21 protein-coding genes are annotated in these 19,984 nt (G+C 60.7%); 15 read left to right on the forward strand and 6 right to left on the reverse strand.

Going from position 1 to position 19,984, the window contains the following annotated elements:
* Nucleotides 1-60: 60 nt before the first annotated feature.
* Nucleotides 61-549, reverse strand: coding sequence for a DUF3015 domain-containing protein (locus HU806_RS18235; RefSeq protein ID WP_186613019.1), 489 nt, complete (start codon nt 547-549; stop codon nt 61-63).
* Between the two features lie 274 nt (nt 550-823).
* Here HU806_RS18235 and HU806_RS18240 point away from each other — a divergent pair, with 274 nt between their 5' ends.
* The 4 genes from HU806_RS18240 to HU806_RS18255 all read left to right on the forward strand — a co-directional run bounded on the left by HU806_RS18240 (nt 824) and on the right by HU806_RS18255 (nt 5,266).
* Nucleotides 824-3,262, forward strand: a complete 2,439-nt coding sequence (locus tag HU806_RS18240) for a Lon protease family protein (protein ID WP_186613021.1) — start codon at nt 824-826, stop codon at nt 3,260-3,262.
* A gap of 223 nt (nt 3,263-3,485) precedes the next feature.
* Nucleotides 3,486-3,827: a PA4575 family protein gene (locus tag HU806_RS18245; protein ID WP_186613023.1), complete on the forward strand. Its 342-nt coding sequence runs from the start codon at nt 3,486-3,488 to the stop codon at nt 3,825-3,827.
* A 130-nt stretch (nt 3,828-3,957) separates the two neighbouring features.
* The gene (locus HU806_RS18250; protein WP_025215565.1) at nt 3,958-4,446 is read left to right on the forward strand and encodes a TIGR00645 family protein; all 489 of its coding nucleotides are present in this window, start codon (nt 3,958-3,960) and stop codon (nt 4,444-4,446) included.
* Between the two features lie 202 nt (nt 4,447-4,648).
* A complete protein-coding gene (locus HU806_RS18255) occupies nt 4,649-5,266 on the forward strand; it encodes an FKBP-type peptidyl-prolyl cis-trans isomerase (protein ID WP_186613025.1) in 618 nt (205 codons plus the stop codon).
* Nucleotides 5,267-5,332: 66 nt separating this feature from the next.
* Here HU806_RS18255 and HU806_RS18260 read toward each other — a convergent pair whose 3' ends face one another.
* The 3 genes from HU806_RS18260 to HU806_RS18270 form a co-directional block, all read right to left on the reverse strand.
* A complete protein-coding gene (locus tag HU806_RS18260) occupies nt 5,333-5,590 on the reverse strand; it encodes a PA4570 family protein (RefSeq protein ID WP_186613028.1) in 258 nt (85 codons plus the stop codon).
* A 205-nt stretch (nt 5,591-5,795) separates the two neighbouring features.
* Nucleotides 5,796-6,137, reverse strand: coding sequence for a zinc ribbon domain-containing protein YjdM (locus HU806_RS18265; RefSeq protein WP_186613029.1), 342 nt, complete (start codon nt 6,135-6,137; stop codon nt 5,796-5,798).
* A 225-nt stretch (nt 6,138-6,362) separates the two neighbouring features.
* Nucleotides 6,363-7,331, reverse strand: a complete 969-nt coding sequence (locus tag HU806_RS18270) for a polyprenyl synthetase family protein (protein ID WP_186613031.1) — start codon at nt 7,329-7,331, stop codon at nt 6,363-6,365.
* A gap of 251 nt (nt 7,332-7,582) precedes the next feature.
* On the opposite strand from HU806_RS18270, the gene rplU reads away from it, so the two are divergent.
* The 5 genes from rplU (at nt 7,583) to HU806_RS18295 (ending at nt 11,375) form a co-directional block, all read left to right on the forward strand.
* Entirely contained in the window at nt 7,583-7,897 is a 315-nt protein-coding gene (gene rplU / locus HU806_RS18275; protein ID WP_003176051.1) for a 50S ribosomal protein L21, read from the forward strand.
* A 36-nt stretch (nt 7,898-7,933) separates the two neighbouring features.
* A complete protein-coding gene (rpmA, locus tag HU806_RS18280; protein ID WP_003176049.1) occupies nt 7,934-8,191 on the forward strand; it encodes a 50S ribosomal protein L27 in 258 nt (85 codons plus the stop codon).
* A gap of 190 nt (nt 8,192-8,381) precedes the next feature.
* Entirely contained in the window at nt 8,382-9,605 is a 1,224-nt protein-coding gene (cgtA, locus tag HU806_RS18285) for an Obg family GTPase CgtA (protein ID WP_039593902.1), read from the forward strand.
* Nucleotides 9,606-9,782: 177 nt separating this feature from the next.
* Entirely contained in the window at nt 9,783-10,901 is a 1,119-nt protein-coding gene (gene proB, locus HU806_RS18290) for a glutamate 5-kinase (RefSeq protein WP_186613033.1), read from the forward strand.
* Nucleotides 10,902-10,910: 9 nt separating this feature from the next.
* Nucleotides 10,911-11,375 carry a CreA family protein gene (locus HU806_RS18295; protein ID WP_186613035.1) on the forward strand — a complete coding sequence of 155 codons (465 nt, stop codon included), beginning with the start codon at nt 10,911-10,913 and terminating at the stop codon, nt 11,373-11,375.
* 98 nt (nt 11,376-11,473) lie between these two features.
* Here HU806_RS18295 and rpsT read toward each other — a convergent pair whose 3' ends face one another.
* Nucleotides 11,474-11,752 carry a 30S ribosomal protein S20 gene (gene rpsT, locus HU806_RS18300; protein ID WP_003185593.1) on the reverse strand — a complete coding sequence of 93 codons (279 nt, stop codon included), beginning with the start codon at nt 11,750-11,752 and terminating at the stop codon, nt 11,474-11,476.
* Nucleotides 11,753-12,006: 254 nt separating this feature from the next.
* Here rpsT and murJ point away from each other — a divergent pair, with 254 nt between their 5' ends.
* The 6 genes from murJ to ispH all read left to right on the forward strand — a co-directional run bounded on the left by murJ (nt 12,007) and on the right by ispH (nt 19,412).
* Nucleotides 12,007-13,545 carry a murein biosynthesis integral membrane protein MurJ gene (gene murJ / locus HU806_RS18305; protein ID WP_186613037.1) on the forward strand — a complete coding sequence of 513 codons (1,539 nt, stop codon included), beginning with the start codon at nt 12,007-12,009 and terminating at the stop codon, nt 13,543-13,545.
* Between the two features lie 129 nt (nt 13,546-13,674).
* Nucleotides 13,675-14,613 carry a bifunctional riboflavin kinase/FAD synthetase gene (gene ribF / locus HU806_RS18310; protein ID WP_186613039.1) on the forward strand — a complete coding sequence of 313 codons (939 nt, stop codon included), beginning with the start codon at nt 13,675-13,677 and terminating at the stop codon, nt 14,611-14,613.
* Between the two features lie 13 nt (nt 14,614-14,626).
* Complete coding sequence (gene ileS, locus HU806_RS18315; RefSeq protein WP_186613041.1) at nt 14,627-17,458, forward strand: isoleucine--tRNA ligase; 2,832 nt, start codon at nt 14,627-14,629, stop codon at nt 17,456-17,458.
* A complete protein-coding gene (gene lspA / locus HU806_RS18320) occupies nt 17,451-17,963 on the forward strand; it encodes a signal peptidase II (RefSeq protein WP_186613043.1) in 513 nt (170 codons plus the stop codon). Before ileS ends, lspA begins: the two co-directional genes overlap by 8 nt.
* On the forward strand, nt 17,956-18,393 hold the full coding sequence (fkpB, locus tag HU806_RS18325) for an FKBP-type peptidyl-prolyl cis-trans isomerase (protein WP_186613045.1): 438 nt from the start codon (nt 17,956-17,958) through the stop codon (nt 18,391-18,393). The genes lspA and fkpB overlap by 8 nt, the downstream gene beginning before the upstream one ends.
* A 71-nt stretch (nt 18,394-18,464) precedes the next feature.
* Entirely contained in the window at nt 18,465-19,412 is a 948-nt protein-coding gene (gene ispH / locus HU806_RS18330; RefSeq protein WP_186613047.1) for a 4-hydroxy-3-methylbut-2-enyl diphosphate reductase, read from the forward strand.
* Here the strand turns inward: ispH and HU806_RS18335 are convergent.
* Nucleotides 19,366-19,905 carry a GspH/FimT family pseudopilin gene (locus HU806_RS18335; RefSeq protein WP_186613049.1) on the reverse strand — a complete coding sequence of 180 codons (540 nt, stop codon included), beginning with the start codon at nt 19,903-19,905 and terminating at the stop codon, nt 19,366-19,368. The two genes, ispH and HU806_RS18335, sit on opposite strands and share 47 nt — an antisense overlap.
* Between the last annotated feature and the right edge of the window lie 79 nt (nt 19,906-19,984).

The following is a 19,984-nucleotide window of genomic DNA, read 5'->3' on the forward strand; positions in this document are numbered from 1 at the left end:
AGACCAACAGGGGCCCAGGAAAGAAAACCCGCTCCCCGAGAGGAGCGAGTGGTGTCGAGATTAAGCTTGAGTTGCGTACTTGGCCAGACGTGGATCGTTTTTCAGTACCGACAGGGTATTGGTATGCACGTCCTCTGCGGTCACGTCAGCTTTGCTGAAGATCTGCTGGAAGTGCTCGTGGGTGACAGCGGAGAAATGCGCGCGATCTTCCGGCGCAACGCCCAGTACCACGGCATAAGTGGTCAGCGCTTCGCCCTGACCCTTGGCCATGTCTTCGGACAGCTCGTTCATCATGCCATTCATGGCCAGCCACGACTTGCCACCGTAGGTCAGTGCCGCGTTGGTCGAGCAGCCGTTGGTGCCGGAGGTCATGCCAAAGGTGGCGTTGCCGGAAGTGCCGTTGGTGGTGGATGCCAGGAAGTGAGCCGGAGTGCCACGCTGACCTTCGAACAGCATGTTGCCCCAACCGCAATCCGGACCGCCCGGGGCCTGAGCCATGGCGTTGATGGATACAGCGGTGAAGAGAGTACCGAGAAGAATCCGTTTCATAGCTATGTTCTCTTTATGTGCATACCAATGGACAGGGTCTGGCCCCTACTGGCGCCAGTGGGCCGGTTATTGTTCCAGCCGCGCAGTTTGGAGTTTAGGCACGATCCGAGGGTTCCGTGACATTTTGCAAAAACATTAATTGAAATCACCTGTTTACAGGCTCCCTTGCGCGGTTTTTCCATCAACTATGCTTTGGCTCAAGGCGCTCCTTGCCAGTCAGGTGTAGGCAGCGCCAGAATGCCGCTATCTGCCCCGCCTGATGTAAGGAAGCCCGATGCCTGATCCTGTTGCTGCCAGCTTGCGTCTAGCGCCTGAAGCGCTGACCCGTCCGTTTTCCGCTGAACAGTTCAGCTTCTCTACCACCAATGATCTGGAGCCCTTCCGCGGTGTGCTTGGCCAGGAACGTGCGGTCGAAGCCTTGCAGTTTGGTGTGGCGATGCCACGCCCCGGCTACAACGTATTCGTCATGGGCGAGCCCGGCACTGGCCGGTTTTCGTTCGTCAAACGCTACCTCAAGGCCGAGGGCAAGCGCATGCAGACCCCGGCGGACTGGGTCTACGTCAACAATTTCGATGAGCCCCGCGAACCCCGTGCCCTGGAACTGCCGTCAGGCACGGCGGGTGCTTTCATCGGCGACATCAACGGCCTGATCGACAATCTGCTGGCGACGTTTCCGGCGGTATTCGAGCATCCGTCCTACCAACAGAAAAAAAGCGCCATCGACCGCGCCTTCAACCAGCGCTACGACCGCGCCCTCGATGTGATCGAGCGCCTGGCGCTGGAAAAGGATGTCGCGCTGTACCGCGACAGCAGCAACATCGCCTTCACGCCGATGAGCGAAGGCAAGGCCCTGGATGAGGCGGAGTTCGCCCAGTTGCCGGAAGCCGACCGCGAGCGCTTCCATGAGGACATTTCCAGTCTCGAAGAGCGTCTGAACGAAGAGCTCGCCAGCCTGCCGCAGTGGAAGCGCGAGTCCAACAACCAGCTGCGCCAGCTCAACGAAGAAACCATCACCCTGGCGTTGCAGCCCTTGCTCTCGCCGCTCTCGGAAAAATACGCCGAGAACGCTGCCGTCTGCGGTTATCTGCAGGCCATGCAGGTCTACCTGCTCAAGACCGTGGTCGAGCAATTGGTCGACGACAGCAAGACCGACGCCGTCGCCCGCAAACTGTTGGAAGAACAATACGCCCCGAGCCTGGTCGTCGGGCATCCGGCCAGCGGTGGCGCGCCAGTGGTATTCGAACCGCACCCGACCTACGACAACCTGTTCGGGCGTATCGAGTACAGCACCGACCAGGGCGCGCTTTACACCACGTATCGGCAATTGCGACCGGGCGCCCTGCACCGGGCCAATGGCGGCTTCCTGATTCTCGAAGCGGAAAAAATGCTCAGCGAGCCGTTCGTGTGGGACGCCCTCAAGCGCGCCCTGCAATCGCGCAAGCTGAAAATGGAGTCGCCGTTGGGTGAGCTGGGCCGGCTGGCGACGGTGACCCTGACGCCGCAGCACATCCCGTTGCAGGTGAAAGTGGTGATCATCGGCGCGCGCCAGCTCTACTACGCCTTGCAGGACCTGGATTCGGATTTCCAGGAAATGTTTCGCGTGCTGGTGGACTTCGACGAAGACATCCCGATGGGGGACGAGAGCCTGGAGCAGTTCGCCCAGTTGCTCAAGACCCGCACTTCAGAGGAGGGCATGGCGCCGCTGACCGCCGATGCAGTGGCGCGCCTGGCGACCTACAGTGCGCGCCTGGCCGAACATCAGGGACGCTTGTCGGCCCGTATTGGCGACCTGTTCCAACTGGTCAGCGAGGCGGATTTCATCCGTCAGTTGGCCGGCGATGACATGACCGACGCCGGCCACATCGAGCGTGCCCTCAAGGCCAAGGCCACACGCACCGGGCGCGTCTCGGCGCGGATTCTCGATGACATGCTGGCGGGGATCATCCTGATCGACACCGATGGCGCGGCCGTGGGCAAGTGCAACGGGTTGACGGTGCTGGAAGTCGGCGATTCGGCGTTTGGCGTGCCGGCGCGAATCTCCGCCACGGTGTATCCGGGCGGCAGCGGCATCGTCGACATCGAGCGCGAGGTTAACCTCGGCCAGCCGATCCATTCCAAGGGAGTGATGATCCTTACCGGTTACCTGGGCAGCCGTTATGCCCAGGAATTCCCGCTGGCGATCTCGGCCAGCATCGCCCTGGAGCAATCCTACGGTTACGTGGATGGGGACAGTGCGTCCCTCGGAGAGGCTTGCACGCTGATCTCGGCCCTGTCGAAGACACCGTTGAAACAATGCTTCGCCATCACCGGCTCGATCAACCAGTTTGGCGAAGTGCAGGCGGTAGGCGGGGTCAACGAGAAGATCGAAGGCTTCTTCCGCCTCTGCGAAGCGCGCGGGCTGACCGGGGAGCAAGGGGCGATCATTCCCCAGGCAAACGTCGCGACCCTGATGCTCGACGAGAAGGTGCTGGCGGCCGTGCGCGCGGGGCAGTTCCATGTCTACGCTGTGCGCCAGGCCGACGAGGCATTGAGCCTGCTGGTGGGCGAACCCGCGGGCGAGCCGGACGAGAACGGCGAGTTCCCGGAGGGCAGCGTCAATGCTCGCGTGGTAGAGCGGCTGCGGGTCATCGCGGAAATGATCAGCGACGAAGATATCAAGGAAGCGGAAAAGGAACTGGCACAGCAGGCGCTGGTGGAGGCCAAGCCGGCTTGAGCTGTCGTGGCGAGGGAGCAAACTCTCTCGCCACTAAGTCGCAAAAGAGTCACGAATCTGGCGTCAATATTCACACTATGACCGCTCGGCGTATTCTGGTTCCGAAATCCTTCGGCGCCGGAACTTTTCACCTATCCTCAGCTCAAGGATAAACGAGAGCCATCATTGGATCGAAACAGCCCCTTCCTGGAGCTGAATACCGGATCTACCGAGGGGCGCCGCCATGTCGCGCAACCTTTGTCTTACTCGTCATTGCCTAGGCCTTGTGACCCGTATCGAATGCGCCGTCCGTCCCCTGGCTGGAGATACTGGCATGTGGACCGTGCTCTTCGCCGCCGGAATGGCCGGCGAACAACCTTCGGCCATCAAAGCCCAAGGGCCATTTCCCGGCCCGACCGCTGCTGAAACCATTCTTGACACCATCGTCCAGAACCTGACATCCCATGGCTATGAGCTGGCCGACGATCCGCAGATCTGGTCCTTGCACATGCAGGCGCAACTGCGGGAAATCAACGGCGGCCGCTGTCGCAACGTCGGCGGCTTCGAGTTTCGCCCGCTTCACTGAGCCAGCGTCGAGCGTGCTCCGCAAGTAAAGTTTTGACACAACGGCCGGGGCCCAGGACGGGGCCGGCGTTTGTGGGGCAGGTCGCGACTGATATACTCGCCGCGTTTTTACAGCCCTGGTGTGAGACTCAATGGAACGCTTTATCGAAAATGCAATGTACGCCTCCCGTTGGCTGCTGGCGCCGATCTACTTCGGGCTGTCACTGGGCTTACTGGCCTTGGCGTTGAAATTCTTCCAGGAAGTCTTTCACGTCATTCCCAACGTGTTTGCCATGGCCGAATCCGAACTGATCCTGGTGCTGCTCTCGCTGATCGACATGGCGCTGGTGGGCGGCCTGCTGGTGATGGTGATGATTTCCGGCTACGAGAACTTCGTTTCGCAATTGGATATCGATTCCGACAAGGAAAAGCTCAACTGGCTGGGCACCATGGATTCCTCGTCGCTGAAGATGAAAGTCGCAGCGTCGATCGTTGCGATCTCGTCAATCCACTTGCTGCGCATCTTCATGGACGCCAAGAACGTCGATCCCGAACACCTGATGTGGTACGTGATCATCCACATGACCTTTGTGGTGTCGGCATTCGCCATGGGTTACCTGGATAAACTGACCAAGCACTGAGTCCCGTTCATCGTTGAGATGCAGCGCCCGTCTGTCGAGAGTCAGCCGGGCGCTGTCGCTTCTGGCAAGGCGCGCGGATACGCGGCTCGTCACCCGCCACGGCATCTGTGCTAGTCTGCTCGCCCTTTTGGTTCCGGGCGCTCCGGGAGGCGCTGTGTCACGCACGGCATTTCTCGAGCCGTCCGCACAGCGGAGCAGCATCATGTCCGAAGTTAACCTGTCCACCGACGAAACCCGCGTCAGCTACGGCATTGGCCGTCAGTTGGGCGACCAATTGCGCGACAACCCGCCACCGGGCGTGAGCCTTGACGCGATCCTGGCCGGCCTGACCGACGCCTTCGCCGGCAAGCCGAGCCGTGTGGGCCAGGACGAGATGTCCGCCAGCTTCAAAGTCATCCGTGAAATCATGCAAGCCGAAGCTGCCGCCAAGGCTGAGGCCGCTGCTGGCGAAGGCCGTGCGTTCCTGGCTGAAAACGCCAAGCGCGAAGGCATTACCACTTTGGCCTCCGGCCTGCAGTTCGAAGTGCTGACTCAAGGCGAAGGCGCCAAGCCGACGCGTGAAGACCAGGTGCGCACTCATTACCACGGCACACTGATCGACGGCACTGTATTCGACAGCTCCTACGATCGTGGCCAGCCAGCCGAATTCCCGGTGGGCGGTGTAATCCCAGGTTGGACCGAAGCGCTGCAACTGATGAGCGCTGGCAGCAAATGGCGCCTGTACGTGCCGAGCGAGCTGGCCTACGGCGCTCAAGGCGTTGGCAGCATCCCGCCGCACAGCGTGTTGGTGTTTGACGTCGAGCTGTTGGACGTCCTGTAACGCATCGACGCTTGAGCAGACTTTTGTGGGAGCGAGGTTGCTCGCTCTCACATAGTCTGTACGTCGTTATCCATGGAACCTGCCATTGAAATCGCCAGTGGGGCGCAACGCCCGGGCGTAGCAGAACAGGAACAGGTTTCGCACCAGCTCCTTGAGCACCAGCGGTTCGCTGGAGTTGAGGCTGTTAAGGTCCAGATCGCCCTGGTCCTGTAGCTCGTTCAACGCTTCTTCTTCAAGCACCGCGCAGACTTCCCCGGTTTCCCGATGCAGGATCCTGAGGTAGGGATGTGGGCGGTCCAGCCAGGCATCGATCAAATAAGTCATGGGTCTCATCTCCTTGATGGGGTTCGATGAGAATAATTCTTATTCGCTAAATAGCAAGTCTCTATTGGCGTGCCGATTGTTTTTCTGACGATGGGTTGCATCAGCTCGATGCGGCTGGCAAAAGGCGGGGCGTGTGGAATGGGGCGCGTGCCAGGGATGGTTAAGCGCCATCCCACGCAAGGCGCGGGATGGGAATACGGCTTTTTCAGACTTTTCTGACGAACTCGGATTTGAGCTTCATCGGTCCGATGCCGTCGATCTTGCAGTCGATGTCGTGATCGCCATCGCACAAGCGGATGTTCTTGACCTTGGTTCCGACCTTGACCACCAACGACGTGCCCTTGACCTTGAGATCTTTGATCACGGTGATGGTATCGCCGTCCTGTAGGACATTGCCGACCGAATCTTTCTTCACGGTGTCATCGGACGCCGCTTCAGCTTCGCCGCTGGCGGACCATTCGTGGGCGCACTCCGGGCAGACCAGTTGAGTACCGTCTTCGTAGGTGTATTCGGAATTGCAGGCAGGGCAGGGAGGCAACGTGCTCACTGGGGTTCCTTGAGTATCAGGAGGTCAAAAGGGCGCACATTGTATAGGGTTTTGTTGCGAGGAGGGTGATGCGGGGCTTCTGTGGCGAGGGAGCTTGCTCCCGCTGGGTTGAAGCAGCCCCAATTGGATTGCTGCGATCATTCAGAAGGATCGCGTCAGCCGGTTTTACGACGGCTGCGCCGCCGAGCGGGAGCAAGCTCCCTCGCCACAAAAATCCGCTGTGGATCAGTGCGTACGCGCCACCGCAAACTCGCTCAATTCCACCAGCGCGTCGCGATACTCGCTGGCAGGCAGGGCGTCGAGGCATTTGATTGCCCGAGCCACATAATCCCGGGCCAGGTTTGCGGTGTATTCCAGCGAGCCGGAAGCTTCGACTGCGGCGCGGATGCTTTCCAGGTCTTCGATTCCGCCTTTCTGGATCGCCTGGCGCACCAGGGCGGCCTGTTCAGGCGTGCCTTCGCGCATGGTGTAGATCAGCGGCAGGGTCGGCTTGCCTTCGGCGAGGTCGTCACCGACGTTCTTGCCCAGGGTCTCTGCGTCGCCCTTGTAGTCCAACAGGTCGTCCACCAACTGGAAGGCCACGCCCAAGTGATCGCCGAAGGTGCGCAGGGCTTCGCTCTGCTCGGCGCTGGCGCCGGCCAATGCCGCTGCGCTGTGGGTCGAGGCTTCGAAAAGCATCGCGGTCTTGCCGCGGATGACTTCCATGTAGGTTTCTTCGGTGGTGCTGGCGTCGCGGACCTTGGACAGTTGCAACACTTCGCCTTCGGCGATGATGCGAGTGGCCTGGGACAGGATCTTCATCACCGGCATCGAGCCCAGTTCGACCATCATTTCGAACGAGCGCGAATACAGGAAGTCACCCACCAGCACGCTCGGGGCGTTGCCCCACATTGCATTGGCGGTCGAGCGGCCACGGCGCATGCCGGACATGTCGACCACGTCGTCGTGCAGCAGCGTCGCGGTGTGCAGGAATTCGATGGTGGCGGCCAGCAGGCGCATATCGTCGCCTTCGCGACCCAGGGCCTTGCCGCACAAAAGCACCAATAAAGGACGCAGGCGCTTGCCCCCGGCCGAAGTGATGTAGTCGCCGATTTTCGACACCAGCGGCACTCGGGAAGTCAGCTGCTTCTTGATGATACCGTCGACGGCGCTAAAATCGTCCGCCACAGCGCGGTAGAAAGCTTGGGGTTGCATCAGCGACAGGCGCTCCAGAAGGGTTGCGCGGCATGCTAGGACCCACGTCCGCAGGTGTCAAGGCGCATGCTCTTGCAGTGCGAGCGGCTACTTGCAAGGCTCGACGGGCTTGCGTACAATCGCGCACCCTGAACTTCCTGGGCAGCACCTGCCTTACGCAATTGCATCCGGGCCTTCCAGCCCATGCAGCCATGCCAGCCAATACCTCTTCTTATAAAGCGCTGGGTGAGCAGGATTATCGGAGAAATACCATGTCGTACGCAGTAATTGTTACTGGTGGCAAGCAATACAAGGTCGCCCCAGGTGAATACCTGAAGATCGAAAAACTGGAAATCGCTACCGGCGAATCCGTGACTTTTGATCGCGTTCTGTTGGTCGCCAATGGCGATGACGTGAATATCGGCGCTCCAGTCGTTGCTGGCGCTACCGTTGTGGCTGAAGTGATCTCCCAAGGTCGTCACGATAAAGTCCGCATCATCAAGTTCCGTCGTCGTAAGCACCACATGAAGCGTATGGGCCACCGCCAGTGGTACACCGAGATCAAAATCACCGGTATTCAGGCTTAATTTTCAGCCTAATTCCTCACTAGGAGAATTGAACTCATGGCACACAAAAAAGCTGGTGGTAGTACCCGTAACGGTCGCGACTCAGAAGCCAAACGCCTTGGCGTGAAGATGTATGGCGGCCAGAAAATTATTCCGGGCAACATCATCGTGCGTCAGCGCGGCACCCAATTCCACGCCGGTTACGGTGTTGGCATGGGTAAGGATCACACCCTCTTCGCGAAAATCGAAGGCGTGATCAAGTTCGAAGTAAAGGGCGCGTTCAACCGCCGTTACGTGAGCGTTGTCGCAGCTTAATTGCGAGATCGCTGGAAAAGCCCTGTCTTGCGACGGGGCTTTTTCGTTTGTGGGGTGAGTCTCTTGCAAAACTGTTTGTATGGGCTGTCGGCGCTGCGGTTGGGCGTGTTTTCAGGTCGCTGCGCTCATTTTTGCAAGAGTCTTATGTCTTGTTTTTTTCGGCTCGTCCGTACGGCGAGAGGCGTGTGTCATGAAGTTTGTTGATGAAGTATCGATTCGAGTAAAGGCTGGCGACGGCGGTAACGGTTGCATGAGTTTCCGTCGGGAAAAATTCATTGAAAACGGTGGTCCGAACGGTGGTGACGGGGGCGATGGTGGCTCGATCTACATGCTCGCCGACGAAAACCTCAACACCTTGGTCGACTACCGTTACACCCGGCACTTCGATGCCGAGCGTGGCTCCAACGGCGGCAGCACCGACTGCACCGGCAAGAAGGGCGAAGACCTGATCCTGCGTGTGCCGGTCGGCACCACGGTGATCGATTCGGCCACCCAGGAAGTCATTGGTGACCTGACCAAGGCTGGCCAGCGCCTGCTGGTCGCCCACGGCGGTTGGCACGGCCTGGGTAATACCCGTTTCAAGTCGAGTACCAACCGTGCGCCGCGCCAGACCACGCCAGGCAAGCCAGGCGAGCAGCGCGACCTGAAGCTGGAAATGAAAGTGTTGGCCGACGTGGGCCTGCTGGGCCTGCCGAACGCCGGTAAAAGTACGTTCATTCGCTCGGTGTCGGCAGCCAAGCCGAAAGTGGCCGACTACCCGTTCACCACCTTGGTGCCGAACCTGGGTGTGGTCAGTGTCGACCGCTGGAAGAGCTTCGTCATCGCCGACATCCCGGGGTTGATCGAAGGCGCTTCCGAAGGGGCTGGCCTGGGGATTCGCTTCCTCAAGCACTTGTCCCGTACCCGCCTGTTGCTGCACCTCGTCGACATGGCGCCGCTGGATGAAACCAGTGCTGCCGATGCCGCCGAAGTCATCGTCAACGAGCTGACCAAGTTCAGCCCGGCCCTGGCCGAGCGTGACCGCTGGCTGGTGCTGAACAAATGCGACCAGATTCTCGAAGAAGAGCATGAGGAGCGGGTCAAGGAAATCGTCGATCGCCTGGAGTGGGAAGGTCCGGTCTATGTGATCTCGGCTATCGCTAAGGAAAACACCGAGCGCCTGTGCCACGACATCATGCGGTACCTGGAAGATCGTGCCGACCGCCTGGCCAACGACCCGGCCTATAAGGAAGAACTGGCCGAGCTCGACCAGCGCATCGAAGACGAGGCGCGCGCCCAGTTGCAGGCGCTGGACGACCAGCGTGCGTTGCGCCGCAGCGGCGTCAAGTCGGTCCATGACATCGGCGACGACGATTGGGACGAAGAAGACGTGGATGACGAAGACGGTCCGGAAATCATCTACGTCCGCGACTGATCGTTGCTGATCCCGCTCCCGCAGGTTTAAGTGGTCGGGCGCGGTGTTATCATCGCAGCCAGCCGGTTTCCAAGGCGCCGCTCATTCGAGCGGCGTTTTGGTGTCTGCAGAACGCAAATACGAATAATCCCATGGGCGGCGCTGGGTCGCGCCGTTCGCTGGCAAAGGTTGAAGAACATGCGGAGCAAGGTGACGGGTGCGCAGCGCTGGGTCGTGAAGATCGGCAGCGCATTGCTGACAGCGGATGGCAAGGGCCTGGATCGCACGGCGATGGCGGTGTGGGTCGAGCAAATGGTGGCCTTGCATGAAGCCGGCGTCGAGCTGGTATTGGTTTCTTCCGGGGCCGTGGCCGCCGGTATGAGCCGTCTGGGCTGGACGTCGCGACCCAGTGCGATGCATGAGCTGCAGGCCGCCGCCGCCATCGGCCAGATGGGCCTGGTGCAAGCCTGGGAATCAAGCTTTGCCGAGCACGGTCGCCATACGGCGCAGATCCTGCTGACCCACGACGACTTGTCCGATCGCAAGCGCTACCTCAACGCCCGCAGCACATTACGAGCGTTGGTGGAGCTCAAGGTCATCCCGGTGATCAACGAGAATGACACGGTGGTTACTGACGAGATCCGTTTCGGCGACAACGACACCCTTGCGGCATTGGTGGCGAACCTCGTGGAGGCGGACCTGCTGGTCATTCTCACGGATCGCGACGGCATGTTCGATGCCGATCCGCGCAACAACCCTGACGCCAGGCTTATCTACGAGGCGCGCGCCGATGACCCGGCGCTGGATGCGGTTGCCGGAGGTACTGGCGGAGCGCTGGGCCGTGGCGGCATGCAGACCAAGCTGCGCGCAGCGCGTCTGGCTGCTCGTTCCGGGGCTCATACCATTATTGTTGGCGGGCGCTTGGAGCGAGTGCTGGATCGCCTGAAGGCCGGCGAGCGTATTGGCACCTTGCTGTCGCCCGAGCGCGGCATGCTCGCGGCGCGCAAGCAATGGCTGGCCGGGCATCTGCAAACTCGTGGCACGCTGGTGCTGGACGCCGGCGCTGTGTCGGCCTTGTCCCAGGGCAACAAGAGCCTGCTGCCGGTGGGTGTTAAGTTGGTCCAGGGTAGTTTTCGTCGGGGTGAAATGGTGGTGTGCGTGGCGCCAGACGGTCGCGAGATCGCCCGGGGCCTGGCCAATTACAGCGCGCTGGAGGCGCAAAAGATCATCGGTCAATCGTCTGATGCGATTGTCGGTCTGTTGGGTTACATGGCTGAACCTGAATTGGTGCACCGTGACAACCTGATCCTCGTCTAAGGAAAAATCATGAGTTTGGCAAAAGGATTGATCGGCTTGCTGGTGGCGTTGCCGCTGCTGGCTTCGGCCGAGGAAATCGGTCAGGTATCGACCGTATTCAAGTTTGTCGGACCGAACGACCGGATCGTCGTCGAAGCGTTCGACGACCCCAAGGTGGACGGGGTGACGTGCTACCTGTCGCGCGCCAAGACGGGTGGTGTGAAGGGCGGTCTGGGCTTGGCCGAGGATCGCGCCGAGGCATCCATTGCCTGTCGTCAAGTGGGGCCGATCAGCTTCAAGGGCGAGCTAAAGGACGGTGACGAGGTTTTCAGGGAGCGCACTTCGCTGGTGTTCAAGACCATGCAGGTGGTGCGTTTCCTCGACAAGAAGCGCAATACGCTGGTGTACCTGGTCTATAGCGATCGGGTGATCGAGGGTAGCCCGCAGAATGCGGTGACGGCCATTCCGATTCTGCCGTGGGCGAATGCCCAGTAAAAAGTGTGGGCGGGCCTGCTCGCCCTCATGGTTGCGGTGCTTGAATCGCAGGCAATAAAAAACCGACCCTGGGGTCGGTTTTTTAATGAGCGTGTCGCTTAGGCAGCAGCGGCAACGTTCAGGGCCTTTACGTGGCCATTCAGGCGGCTCTTATGGCGAGCAGCCTTGTTCTTGTGGATGATGCCTTTATCGGCCATGCGGTCGATAACTGGCACAGCCAGAACGTAAGCAGCTTGAGCTTTTTCAGCGTCTTTTGCGTCGATGGCCTTGACTACGTTCTTGATGTAGGTACGGACCATGGAACGCAGGCTGGCGTTGTGGCTGCGACGCTTCTCAGCCTGTTTTGCACGTTTTTTGGCGGAAGGTGTGTTGGCCACCGTCGAGCTCCTCGAAAGACTTTTTGGGAAATAGCAAACAAAATAGGCCGCGAATCATGCCGATGAGTTGAAGTCTTGTCAAGGGCGGGTGACGCGTTCCGCTGAATGGCAGGTGCGGCGCACCGAAGGATTTCTTTCCGGCGTGCGACCTGTAAACTCGCGGGCTTTGGCTCTGCACTGTTTAGCGGCGCGGAGTATCGCACAAGTGGGCGCGTTGTTCGCCTGCTGTTTATCGACAGGCAAAAACTCTTTTCATGAATCTGCTCAAATCGTTGGCCGCCGTCAGCTCTATCACGATGCTTTCCCGGGTCCTGGGGTTCGTTCGCGATACGTTGATCGCACGGATATTCGGCGCCGGGATGGCCACCGACGCCTTCTTCATCGCCTTCAAGTTGCCCAACCTGTTGCGACGGATCTTCGCCGAAGGGGCATTTTCCCAAGCCTTCGTACCGATCCTGGCTGAATATAAAAGCCAGAAAGGCGACGAGGCGACCCGCACATTCATTGCCTACGTCACCGGCCTGCTGACCTTGGTGCTGGCGCTGGTCACCGCCGCCGGCATGCTCGCCGCGCCCTGGGTGATCTGGGCCACCGCGCCGGGCTTCACTGATACGCCGGAAAAATTCCAGCTCACCTCCGACCTCTTACGGGTGACCTTTCCTTATATATTGCTGATTTCCCTGTCATCCCTGGCCGGAGCGATCCTCAATACCTGGAACCGCTTCTCGGTACCGGCCTTTGTGCCAACGCTGCTCAACGTCAGCATGATCGTCTTTGCGGTGTTCCTGACGCCTTACTTCGATCCTCCGGTAATGGCCCTTGGCTGGGCCGTGCTGGTAGGCGGTCTGGCGCAACTGTTGTATCAACTGCCGCACCTGAAAAAGATCGGCATGCTGGTGCTGCCGCGGCTGAACCTGCGCGACAGCGGCGTATGGCGGGTGATGAAGCAAATGCTGCCGGCGATCCTGGGGGTGTCGGTGAGCCAGATTTCCTTGATCATCAACACCATTTTCGCCTCGTTCCTGGTGGCCGGCTCGGTGTCGTGGATGTACTACGCCGACCGCCTGATGGAGTTGCCGTCCGGCGTGCTGGGCGTGGCCCTGGGCACGATCCTGCTGCCGACCCTGGCCAAGACCTACGCCAGCCAGGACCGCCATGAATATTCGCGGATCCTCGATTGGGGCCTGCGCCTGTGCTTCGTGCTGGTGTTGCCTTGCGCCCTGGCGCTGGGAATCCTGGCGGAGCCGTTGACCGTTTCGCTGTTCCAGTACGGCCAATTCAATGCCTTCGATGCCCTGATGACCCAGCGGGCGCTGATCGCCTATTCGGTGGGTTTGCTCGGAATTATCGTGATCAAGGTCCTGGCGCCGGGCTTCTATGCCCAGCAGAACATTCGAACGCCGGTGAAAATCGCTATTTTCACCCTGGTGATGACGCAGTTGTTCAACCTGTTGCTCATCGGCCCGCTGGCCCATGCCGGCCTCGCGCTGGCGATCAGCGCCGGCGCCTGCCTCAACGCCGGGCTGCTGTTCTACCAATTGCGCAAACAAAAGATGTATCAACCGCAGCCTGGCTGGGCCAGGTTCGGTTTCAAGCTGTTGGTCGCCGTGACGGTGATGTCGGCGGTATTGCTGGCCGGGATGCATTTCATGCCGCCCTGGGGCGAGGGGCAAATGCTCGAGCGTTTCCTGCGCCTGGGCGCGCTGGTTGTTGCGGGCGTGGTGGCGTATTTCGGCATGTTGCTGCTGATGGGGTTCCGTCTGCGCGACTTCAATCGCAAGGCCTTGAGCTGAGCGTTAGCCTTCGATAATCCCGGGGCGGGCTGCGGTTTTGTCGGTTCGATCACTTTGGGTTACGGTGTTGCCTGTCACCGACCGCCGGGTGTGGTTATAATCGGCCACTTTATGAGCAAGAAGCGCGTTATGCAGCTGGTTCGAGGCCTCCACAACCTGCGTCCCCGGCATCGGGGCTGTGTCGCCACTATTGGCAACTTTGACGGTGTTCACCGTGGCCACCAGGCTATCCTGGCGCGGCTGCGCGAGCGTGCGTTGGAGTTGGGCCTGCCCAGTTGCGTGGTGATCTTCGAGCCGCAGCCCCGGGAGTTTTTCGCCCCGGACACCGCCCCGGCCCGTCTGGCCCGGCTGCGGGACAAGCTGCAACTGCTGGCCGCCGAAGGCGTCGATCGGGTCCTCTGCCTGGCCTTCAACCAGCGCCTGAGCAAGCTCAGTGCCGCCGAATTCGTCGATACCATCCTGGTGGACGGTCTCGACGTGAAGCATTTGGAAGTCGGCGACGATTTCCGTTTCGGTTGTGACCGGGCAGGTGATTTCGATTACCTGCAACAGGCTGGCATCGCCCAAGGGTTCACCGTCGAAGCCGCTCAGACCGTCGAGATGGACGGCCTGCGAGTCAGTAGTACGCAGGTTCGCAATGCCTTGGCCGCTGGCGACTTCGAACTGGCCGAGCGCTTGCTTGGCCGGCCATACCGGATTGCTGGACGGATCCTGCACGGGCAGAAACTGGCGCGCCAATTGGGCACGCCGACGGCCAACGTGCAACTCAAGCGCCGTCGTGTGCCGCTGACCGGGGTGTTCCTGGTGAGTGTCGAGACCGACGGCAAGACCTGGCCCGGCGTCGCCAATATCGGCGTACGGCCCACGGTGCAAGGAGATGGCAAGGCCCATCTCGAAGTACACATTCTGGATTTTGCCGGCGATCTGTATGACCGGCGTTTGACGGTGGTTTTCCACCAGAAGCTGCGTGAAGAGCAGCGTTTTGCCTCTCTGGAGGCGCTCAAGACGGCGATCCATGCAGATATCGCCGCCGCCCGTGCCCTTGTCGCAACCAGCGCCAATCGCTAATGAAGAGCCTTAAATGACCGACTATAAAGCCACGCTAAACCTTCCGGACACCGCCTTCCCAATGAAGGCCGGCCTGCCTCAGCGCGAACCACAGATTCTGCAGCGTTGGGACAGCATTGGCCTGTACGGAAAGTTGCGCGAAATTGGCAAGGATCGTCCGAAGTTCGTCCTGCACGACGGCCCTCCGTACGCCAACGGCACCATCCACATCGGTCACGCGCTGAACAAGATTCTCAAGGACATGATCATCCGCTCCAAGACCCTGTCGGGTTTTGACGCGCCGTATGTGCCGGGCTGGGACTGCCACGGCCTGCCGATCGAACACAAGGTCGAAGTGACCCACGGCAAGAACCTGGGCGCCGACAAGACCCGCGAGCTGTGCCGCGCCTATGCCACCGAGCAGATCGAAGGGCAGAAATCCGAATTCATCCGTCTCGGCGTGCTGGGCGACTTCGCCAACCCGTACAAGACCATGGATTTCAAGAACGAAGCCGGCGAAATCCGTGCCCTGGCGAAAATCGTCGAGGGCGGCTTCGTATTCAAGGGCCTGAAGCCGGTGAACTGGTGCTTCGACTGCGGTTCGGCCCTGGCCGAGGCGGAAGTCGAATACGAGAACAAGAAGTCCTCGACCATCGACGTCGCGTTCCCGATCGCCGATGAAGACAAGCTCGCCGCCGCTTTCGGCCTGGGCAAGCTCGCCAAGCCCGCCTCGATCGTGATCTGGACCACCACGCCGTGGACCATCCCGGCCAACCAGGCGCTGAACGTTCACCCGGAATTCAACTACGCCCTGGTCGATGTCGGCGACAAGCTGCTGGTATTGGCCGAAGAATTGGTCGAGTCCTGCCTGGCCCGCTACAACCTCGAAGGTTCAGTGATCGCCACCGCCCCGGGGTCGGCGCTGGAGCTGATCAACTTCCGTCATCCGTTCTATGACCGCCTGTCGCCGGTGTACCTGGCCGACTACGTGGAGCTGGGCGCAGGCACTGGGGTGGTTCACTCCGCGCCGGCCTATGGCGTCGACGACTTCGTGACTTGCAAGAAGTACGGCATGGTCAACGACGACATCCTCAACCCGGTGCAGAGCAATGGCGTGTACGTGCCATCGCTGGAGTTTTTTGGCGGCCAGTTCATCTGGAAAGCCAACCCGGCCATCGTCGACAAGTTGACCGAAGTCGGCGCGCTGCTGCACACCACCGTCATCGAACACAGCTACATGCACTGCTGGCGTCACAAGACCCCGCTGATCTACCGCGCCACCGCGCAGTGGTTCATCGGCATGGACAAGCAGCCAACCAGCGGCGACACCCTGCGCCAGCGTTCGCTCAAGGCCATTGGAGAAACCCAGTTCGTGCCGGCCTGGGGCCAGGCGCGCCTGCATTCGATGATCGCTAACCGTCCAGACTGGTGCATCTCCCGCCAGCGCAACTGGGGCGTGCCGATCCCGTTCTTCCTGAACAAGGAAAGCGGCGAACTGCACCCGCGCACCGTCGAACTGATGGAAGACGTTGCCAAGCGCGTCGAAGTCGAAGGCATCGAAGCCTGGTTCAAGATGGACGCCGCCGAGCTGTTGGGCGACGAAGCGCCGCTGTACGACAAGATCAGCGACACCCTGGACGTCTGGTTCGATTCCGGCACTACCCACTGGCACGTGCTGCGCGGCTCGCACCCGATGGGCCACGAGAGCGGCCCGCGCGCCGACTTGTACCTGGAAGGTTCGGACCAGCACCGTGGCTGGTTCCACTCGTCGTTGCTGACCGGTTGCGCCATCGACAACCATGCGCCGTACCGTGAACTGCTGACCCACGGTTTCACCGTCGACGAGTCCGGCCGCAAGATGTCCAAGTCCCTGGGCAACGTGATTGCGCCGCAGAAAGTCAACGACACCCTGGGCGCCGACATCATGCGCCTGTGGGTCGCGTCCACCGATTATTCCGGCGAGATGGCCGTTTCCGAGCAGATCCTGCAGCGCAGTGCGGACGCCTACCGGCGTATTCGCAATACCGCGCGCTTCCTGCTCTCGAACCTGACCGGTTTCAATCCGGCCACCGACCTGCTGCCAGCCGAAGACATGCTCGCGCTGGACCGCTGGGCCGTGGACCGGACCCTGTTGCTGCAACGCGAATTGCAGGAGCACTACGGCGAATACCGCTTCTGGAACGTCTACTCCAAGATCCACAACTTCTGCGTGCAGGAGCTCGGTGGTTTCTACCTCGACATCATCAAGGACCGCCAGTACACCACCGGCGCCAACAGCAAGGCGCGCCGTTCGTGCCAGACCGCGCTGTTCCACATCAGCGAAGCGCTGGTGCGCTGGATCGCGCCGATCCTGGCGTTCACCGCCGACGAACTGTGGGAGTACCTGCCGGGCGAGCGCAACGAATCGGTGATGCTCAACACCTGGTACGAAGGCCTGACCGAACTGCCACAAGGCTTCGAACTGGACCGTGCATATTGGGACCGGATCATGGCGGTCAAGGCTGCGGTCAACAAGGAGATGGAGATCCAGCGCGCGGCCAAGGCCGTCGGCGGCAACCTCCAGGCCGAAGTGACCTTGTACGCCGAAGAGGCGTTGAGTGCCGACCTGGCCAAGCTGGGCAACGAGCTGCGCTTCGTGCTGATCACCTCTACCGCCAGTGTCGCCCCGTTTGCGCAGGCGCCGACCGATGCGGTGACCACTGAAGTCAGCGGCCTGAAGCTGAAGATCGTCAAGTCGAACCACACCAAATGCGCCCGTTGCTGGCACTGCCGCGAAGACGTCGGCGTGAACCCGGAGCATCCGGAAATCTGCGGCCGTTGCGTCGACAACATCAGCGGCACCGGCGAGGTTCGTCACTATGCCTAATGTGGCGGGCCGCTTCGGGCGGCTGGGCTGGCTCTGGTTGAGCGTGCTGGTTCTGGTCATTGACCAGGCCAGCAAGCACTACTTCGAAGGCTCGCTCACGATGTACCAGCAGATCGTGGTCATTCCCGACTACTTCAGCTGGACGTTGGCATACAACACCGGTGCGGCGTTCAGCTTCCTGGCCGACAGTTCGGGCTGGCAGCGTTGGCTGTTCGCGCTGATCGCCATCGTTGTCAGCGCCGTGCTGGTGGTCTGGCTCAAGCGCCTGGGGCGTGACGAGACCTGGCTTGCCGTGGCGTTGGCGTTGGTCCTGGGTGGCGCGCTGGGCAATCTCTATGATCGGATTGCCCTGGGCCACGTGATCGATTTCATCCTGGTGCATTGGCAGAACCGCTGGTATTTCCCGGCGTTCAACTTTGCCGACAGCGCCATCAGCGTGGGCGCCGTGATGCTCGCACTGGACATGTTCAAGAGCAAGAAAACCGGAGAAGCCGTCCATGACTGAGCAGCGTATCGCTCAAAACACCGAAGTGAAGCTTCACTTCGCCCTGCACCTGGAAAACGGCGACACCGTCGATAGCACCTTCGACAAGGCGCCGGCGGTGTTCAAGGTCGGTGATGGCAACCTGCTTCCGGGCTTCGAAGCGGCGATCTTCGGCTTCAAGGCCGGCGACAAGCGCACCGTGATCGTGCCACCGGAAAACGCCTTTGGTCAGCCCAACCCGCAAAACGTGCAGACCATGCCACGCTCCCAGTTCCAGGACATGGAATTGTCCGAGGGCCTGCTGGTGATTTTCAATGACGCGGCCAACGCCGAGCTGCCGGGCGTGGTGAAGGCTTTCGACGATGCCCAGGTGACCGTTGACTTCAACCACCCTTTGGCGGGCAAGACCTTGAATTTCGAAGTGGAAATTCTCGAGGTCAAAGCGGTTTGACGCTTGATGGGCAGTTCTGCTGCCACCCGGTTCACTGATTCAATTCTTGCGCGCAAGACACGAGGCACAGCATGCAAATCAAACTCGCCAACCCCCGTGGCTTTTGCGCCGGCGTGGACCGGGCGATCGAAATCGTCAATCGCGCCCTGGAAGTCTTCGGGCCGCCGATCTATGTCCGCCATGAAGTGGTGCACAACAAGTTCGTCGTCGAAGACCTGCGCAGCCGCGGGGCCATTTTCGTCGAGGAACTGGACCAGGTTCCGGACGACGTCATCGTGATCTTCAGCGCCCACGGGGTTTCCCAGGCGGTACGGACCGAAGCCGCCGGCCGTGGCCTGAAAGTGTTCGATGCCACCTGTCCGCTGGTGACCAAAGTGCACATCGAAGTGGCGCGCTACAGCCGCGACGGTCGCGAGTGCATCCTGATCGGCCACGCGGGCCATCCGGAAGTCGAAGGCACCATGGGGCAGTATGACGCCAGTAACGGCGGCGCGATCTACCTGGTCGAGGACGAGGAAGACGTGGCGGCCTTGCAGGTGCGCAATCCGGAAAAGCTCGCTTTTGTCACCCAGACCACATTATCGATGGACGACACCAGCCGGGTCATTGACGCCCTGCGTACGCGTTTTCCGGCCATCGGCGGGCCGCGCAAGGACGACATCTGCTACGCGACCCAGAACCGCCAGGACGCGGTCAAGCAATTGGCCGACGAGTGCGATGTGGTCCTGGTGGTCGGCAGCCCGAACAGCTCAAACTCCAATCGCTTGCGCGAACTGGCCGAACGCATGGCCACCCCGGCGTACCTGATCGACGGTGCCGAGGACATGCAGCGCAGCTGGTTCGACGGTGTCGAGCGGATCGGCATTACCGCCGGTGCCTCCGCGCCGGAAGTACTGGTACGCGGTGTGATCCAGCAGTTGCAAGCCTGGGGGGCGACGGGGGCGGATGAGTTGTCCGGCCGCGAGGAGAACATCACGTTCTCGATGCCGAAGGAGTTGCGCGTCCGCTCGCTGCTTTGAGTCCTTTTTCGCAAAGGGCCTGCTCGGCTTTGATACTTTCCAGGCGGACGCGGCCGGAGGGCGCCAGTATCACTTGATGGTGGCTGACCGGCCCGCGTTTGGCGCAGACATGCAGCGTGCCGGCCTGGAAAGAGCCATTGGCGTGTAATGCCGCCCCATGGCTACCGAACCTTACCCGGCGTTTCACCGGCGAGTTGCCAGCCACTCGAGCGCGACTGCTGCGCTCCATCAGCAAGGTTTTCTCCTTGTTGTCCAGCATGATCCGCCAGCCGTTGCCCCAATCATTGTCTATCCCTTGTATCAACACCCTTCGGTTGCGCGTGATGGCTTCGCTGCGGGCGCTGCGCAAACCGCTGATGAGCAACTGCGCGGCGTCCTTGCGTTCGATGGATTCGATCAGCTCTTTGTAGCCTGTACCGGCCCACGGCAGAACAATTGCGGCGATTGCCAGTCCCATGAGCAGTTCGATCAGGCTGAAACCCTGTTGGCGCATGATGTCTCCTCCCTGGAGTACGAAAAACGACGCGATCCGTGCGCCGTCAAACCGAAACAACTGCACACACGGCGGTTGT

Source organism: Pseudomonas sp. SWRI154 (assembly GCF_014268645.1).
In the GTDB taxonomy this organism is placed as follows: domain Bacteria; phylum Pseudomonadota; class Gammaproteobacteria; order Pseudomonadales; family Pseudomonadaceae; genus Aquipseudomonas; species Aquipseudomonas marvdashtae.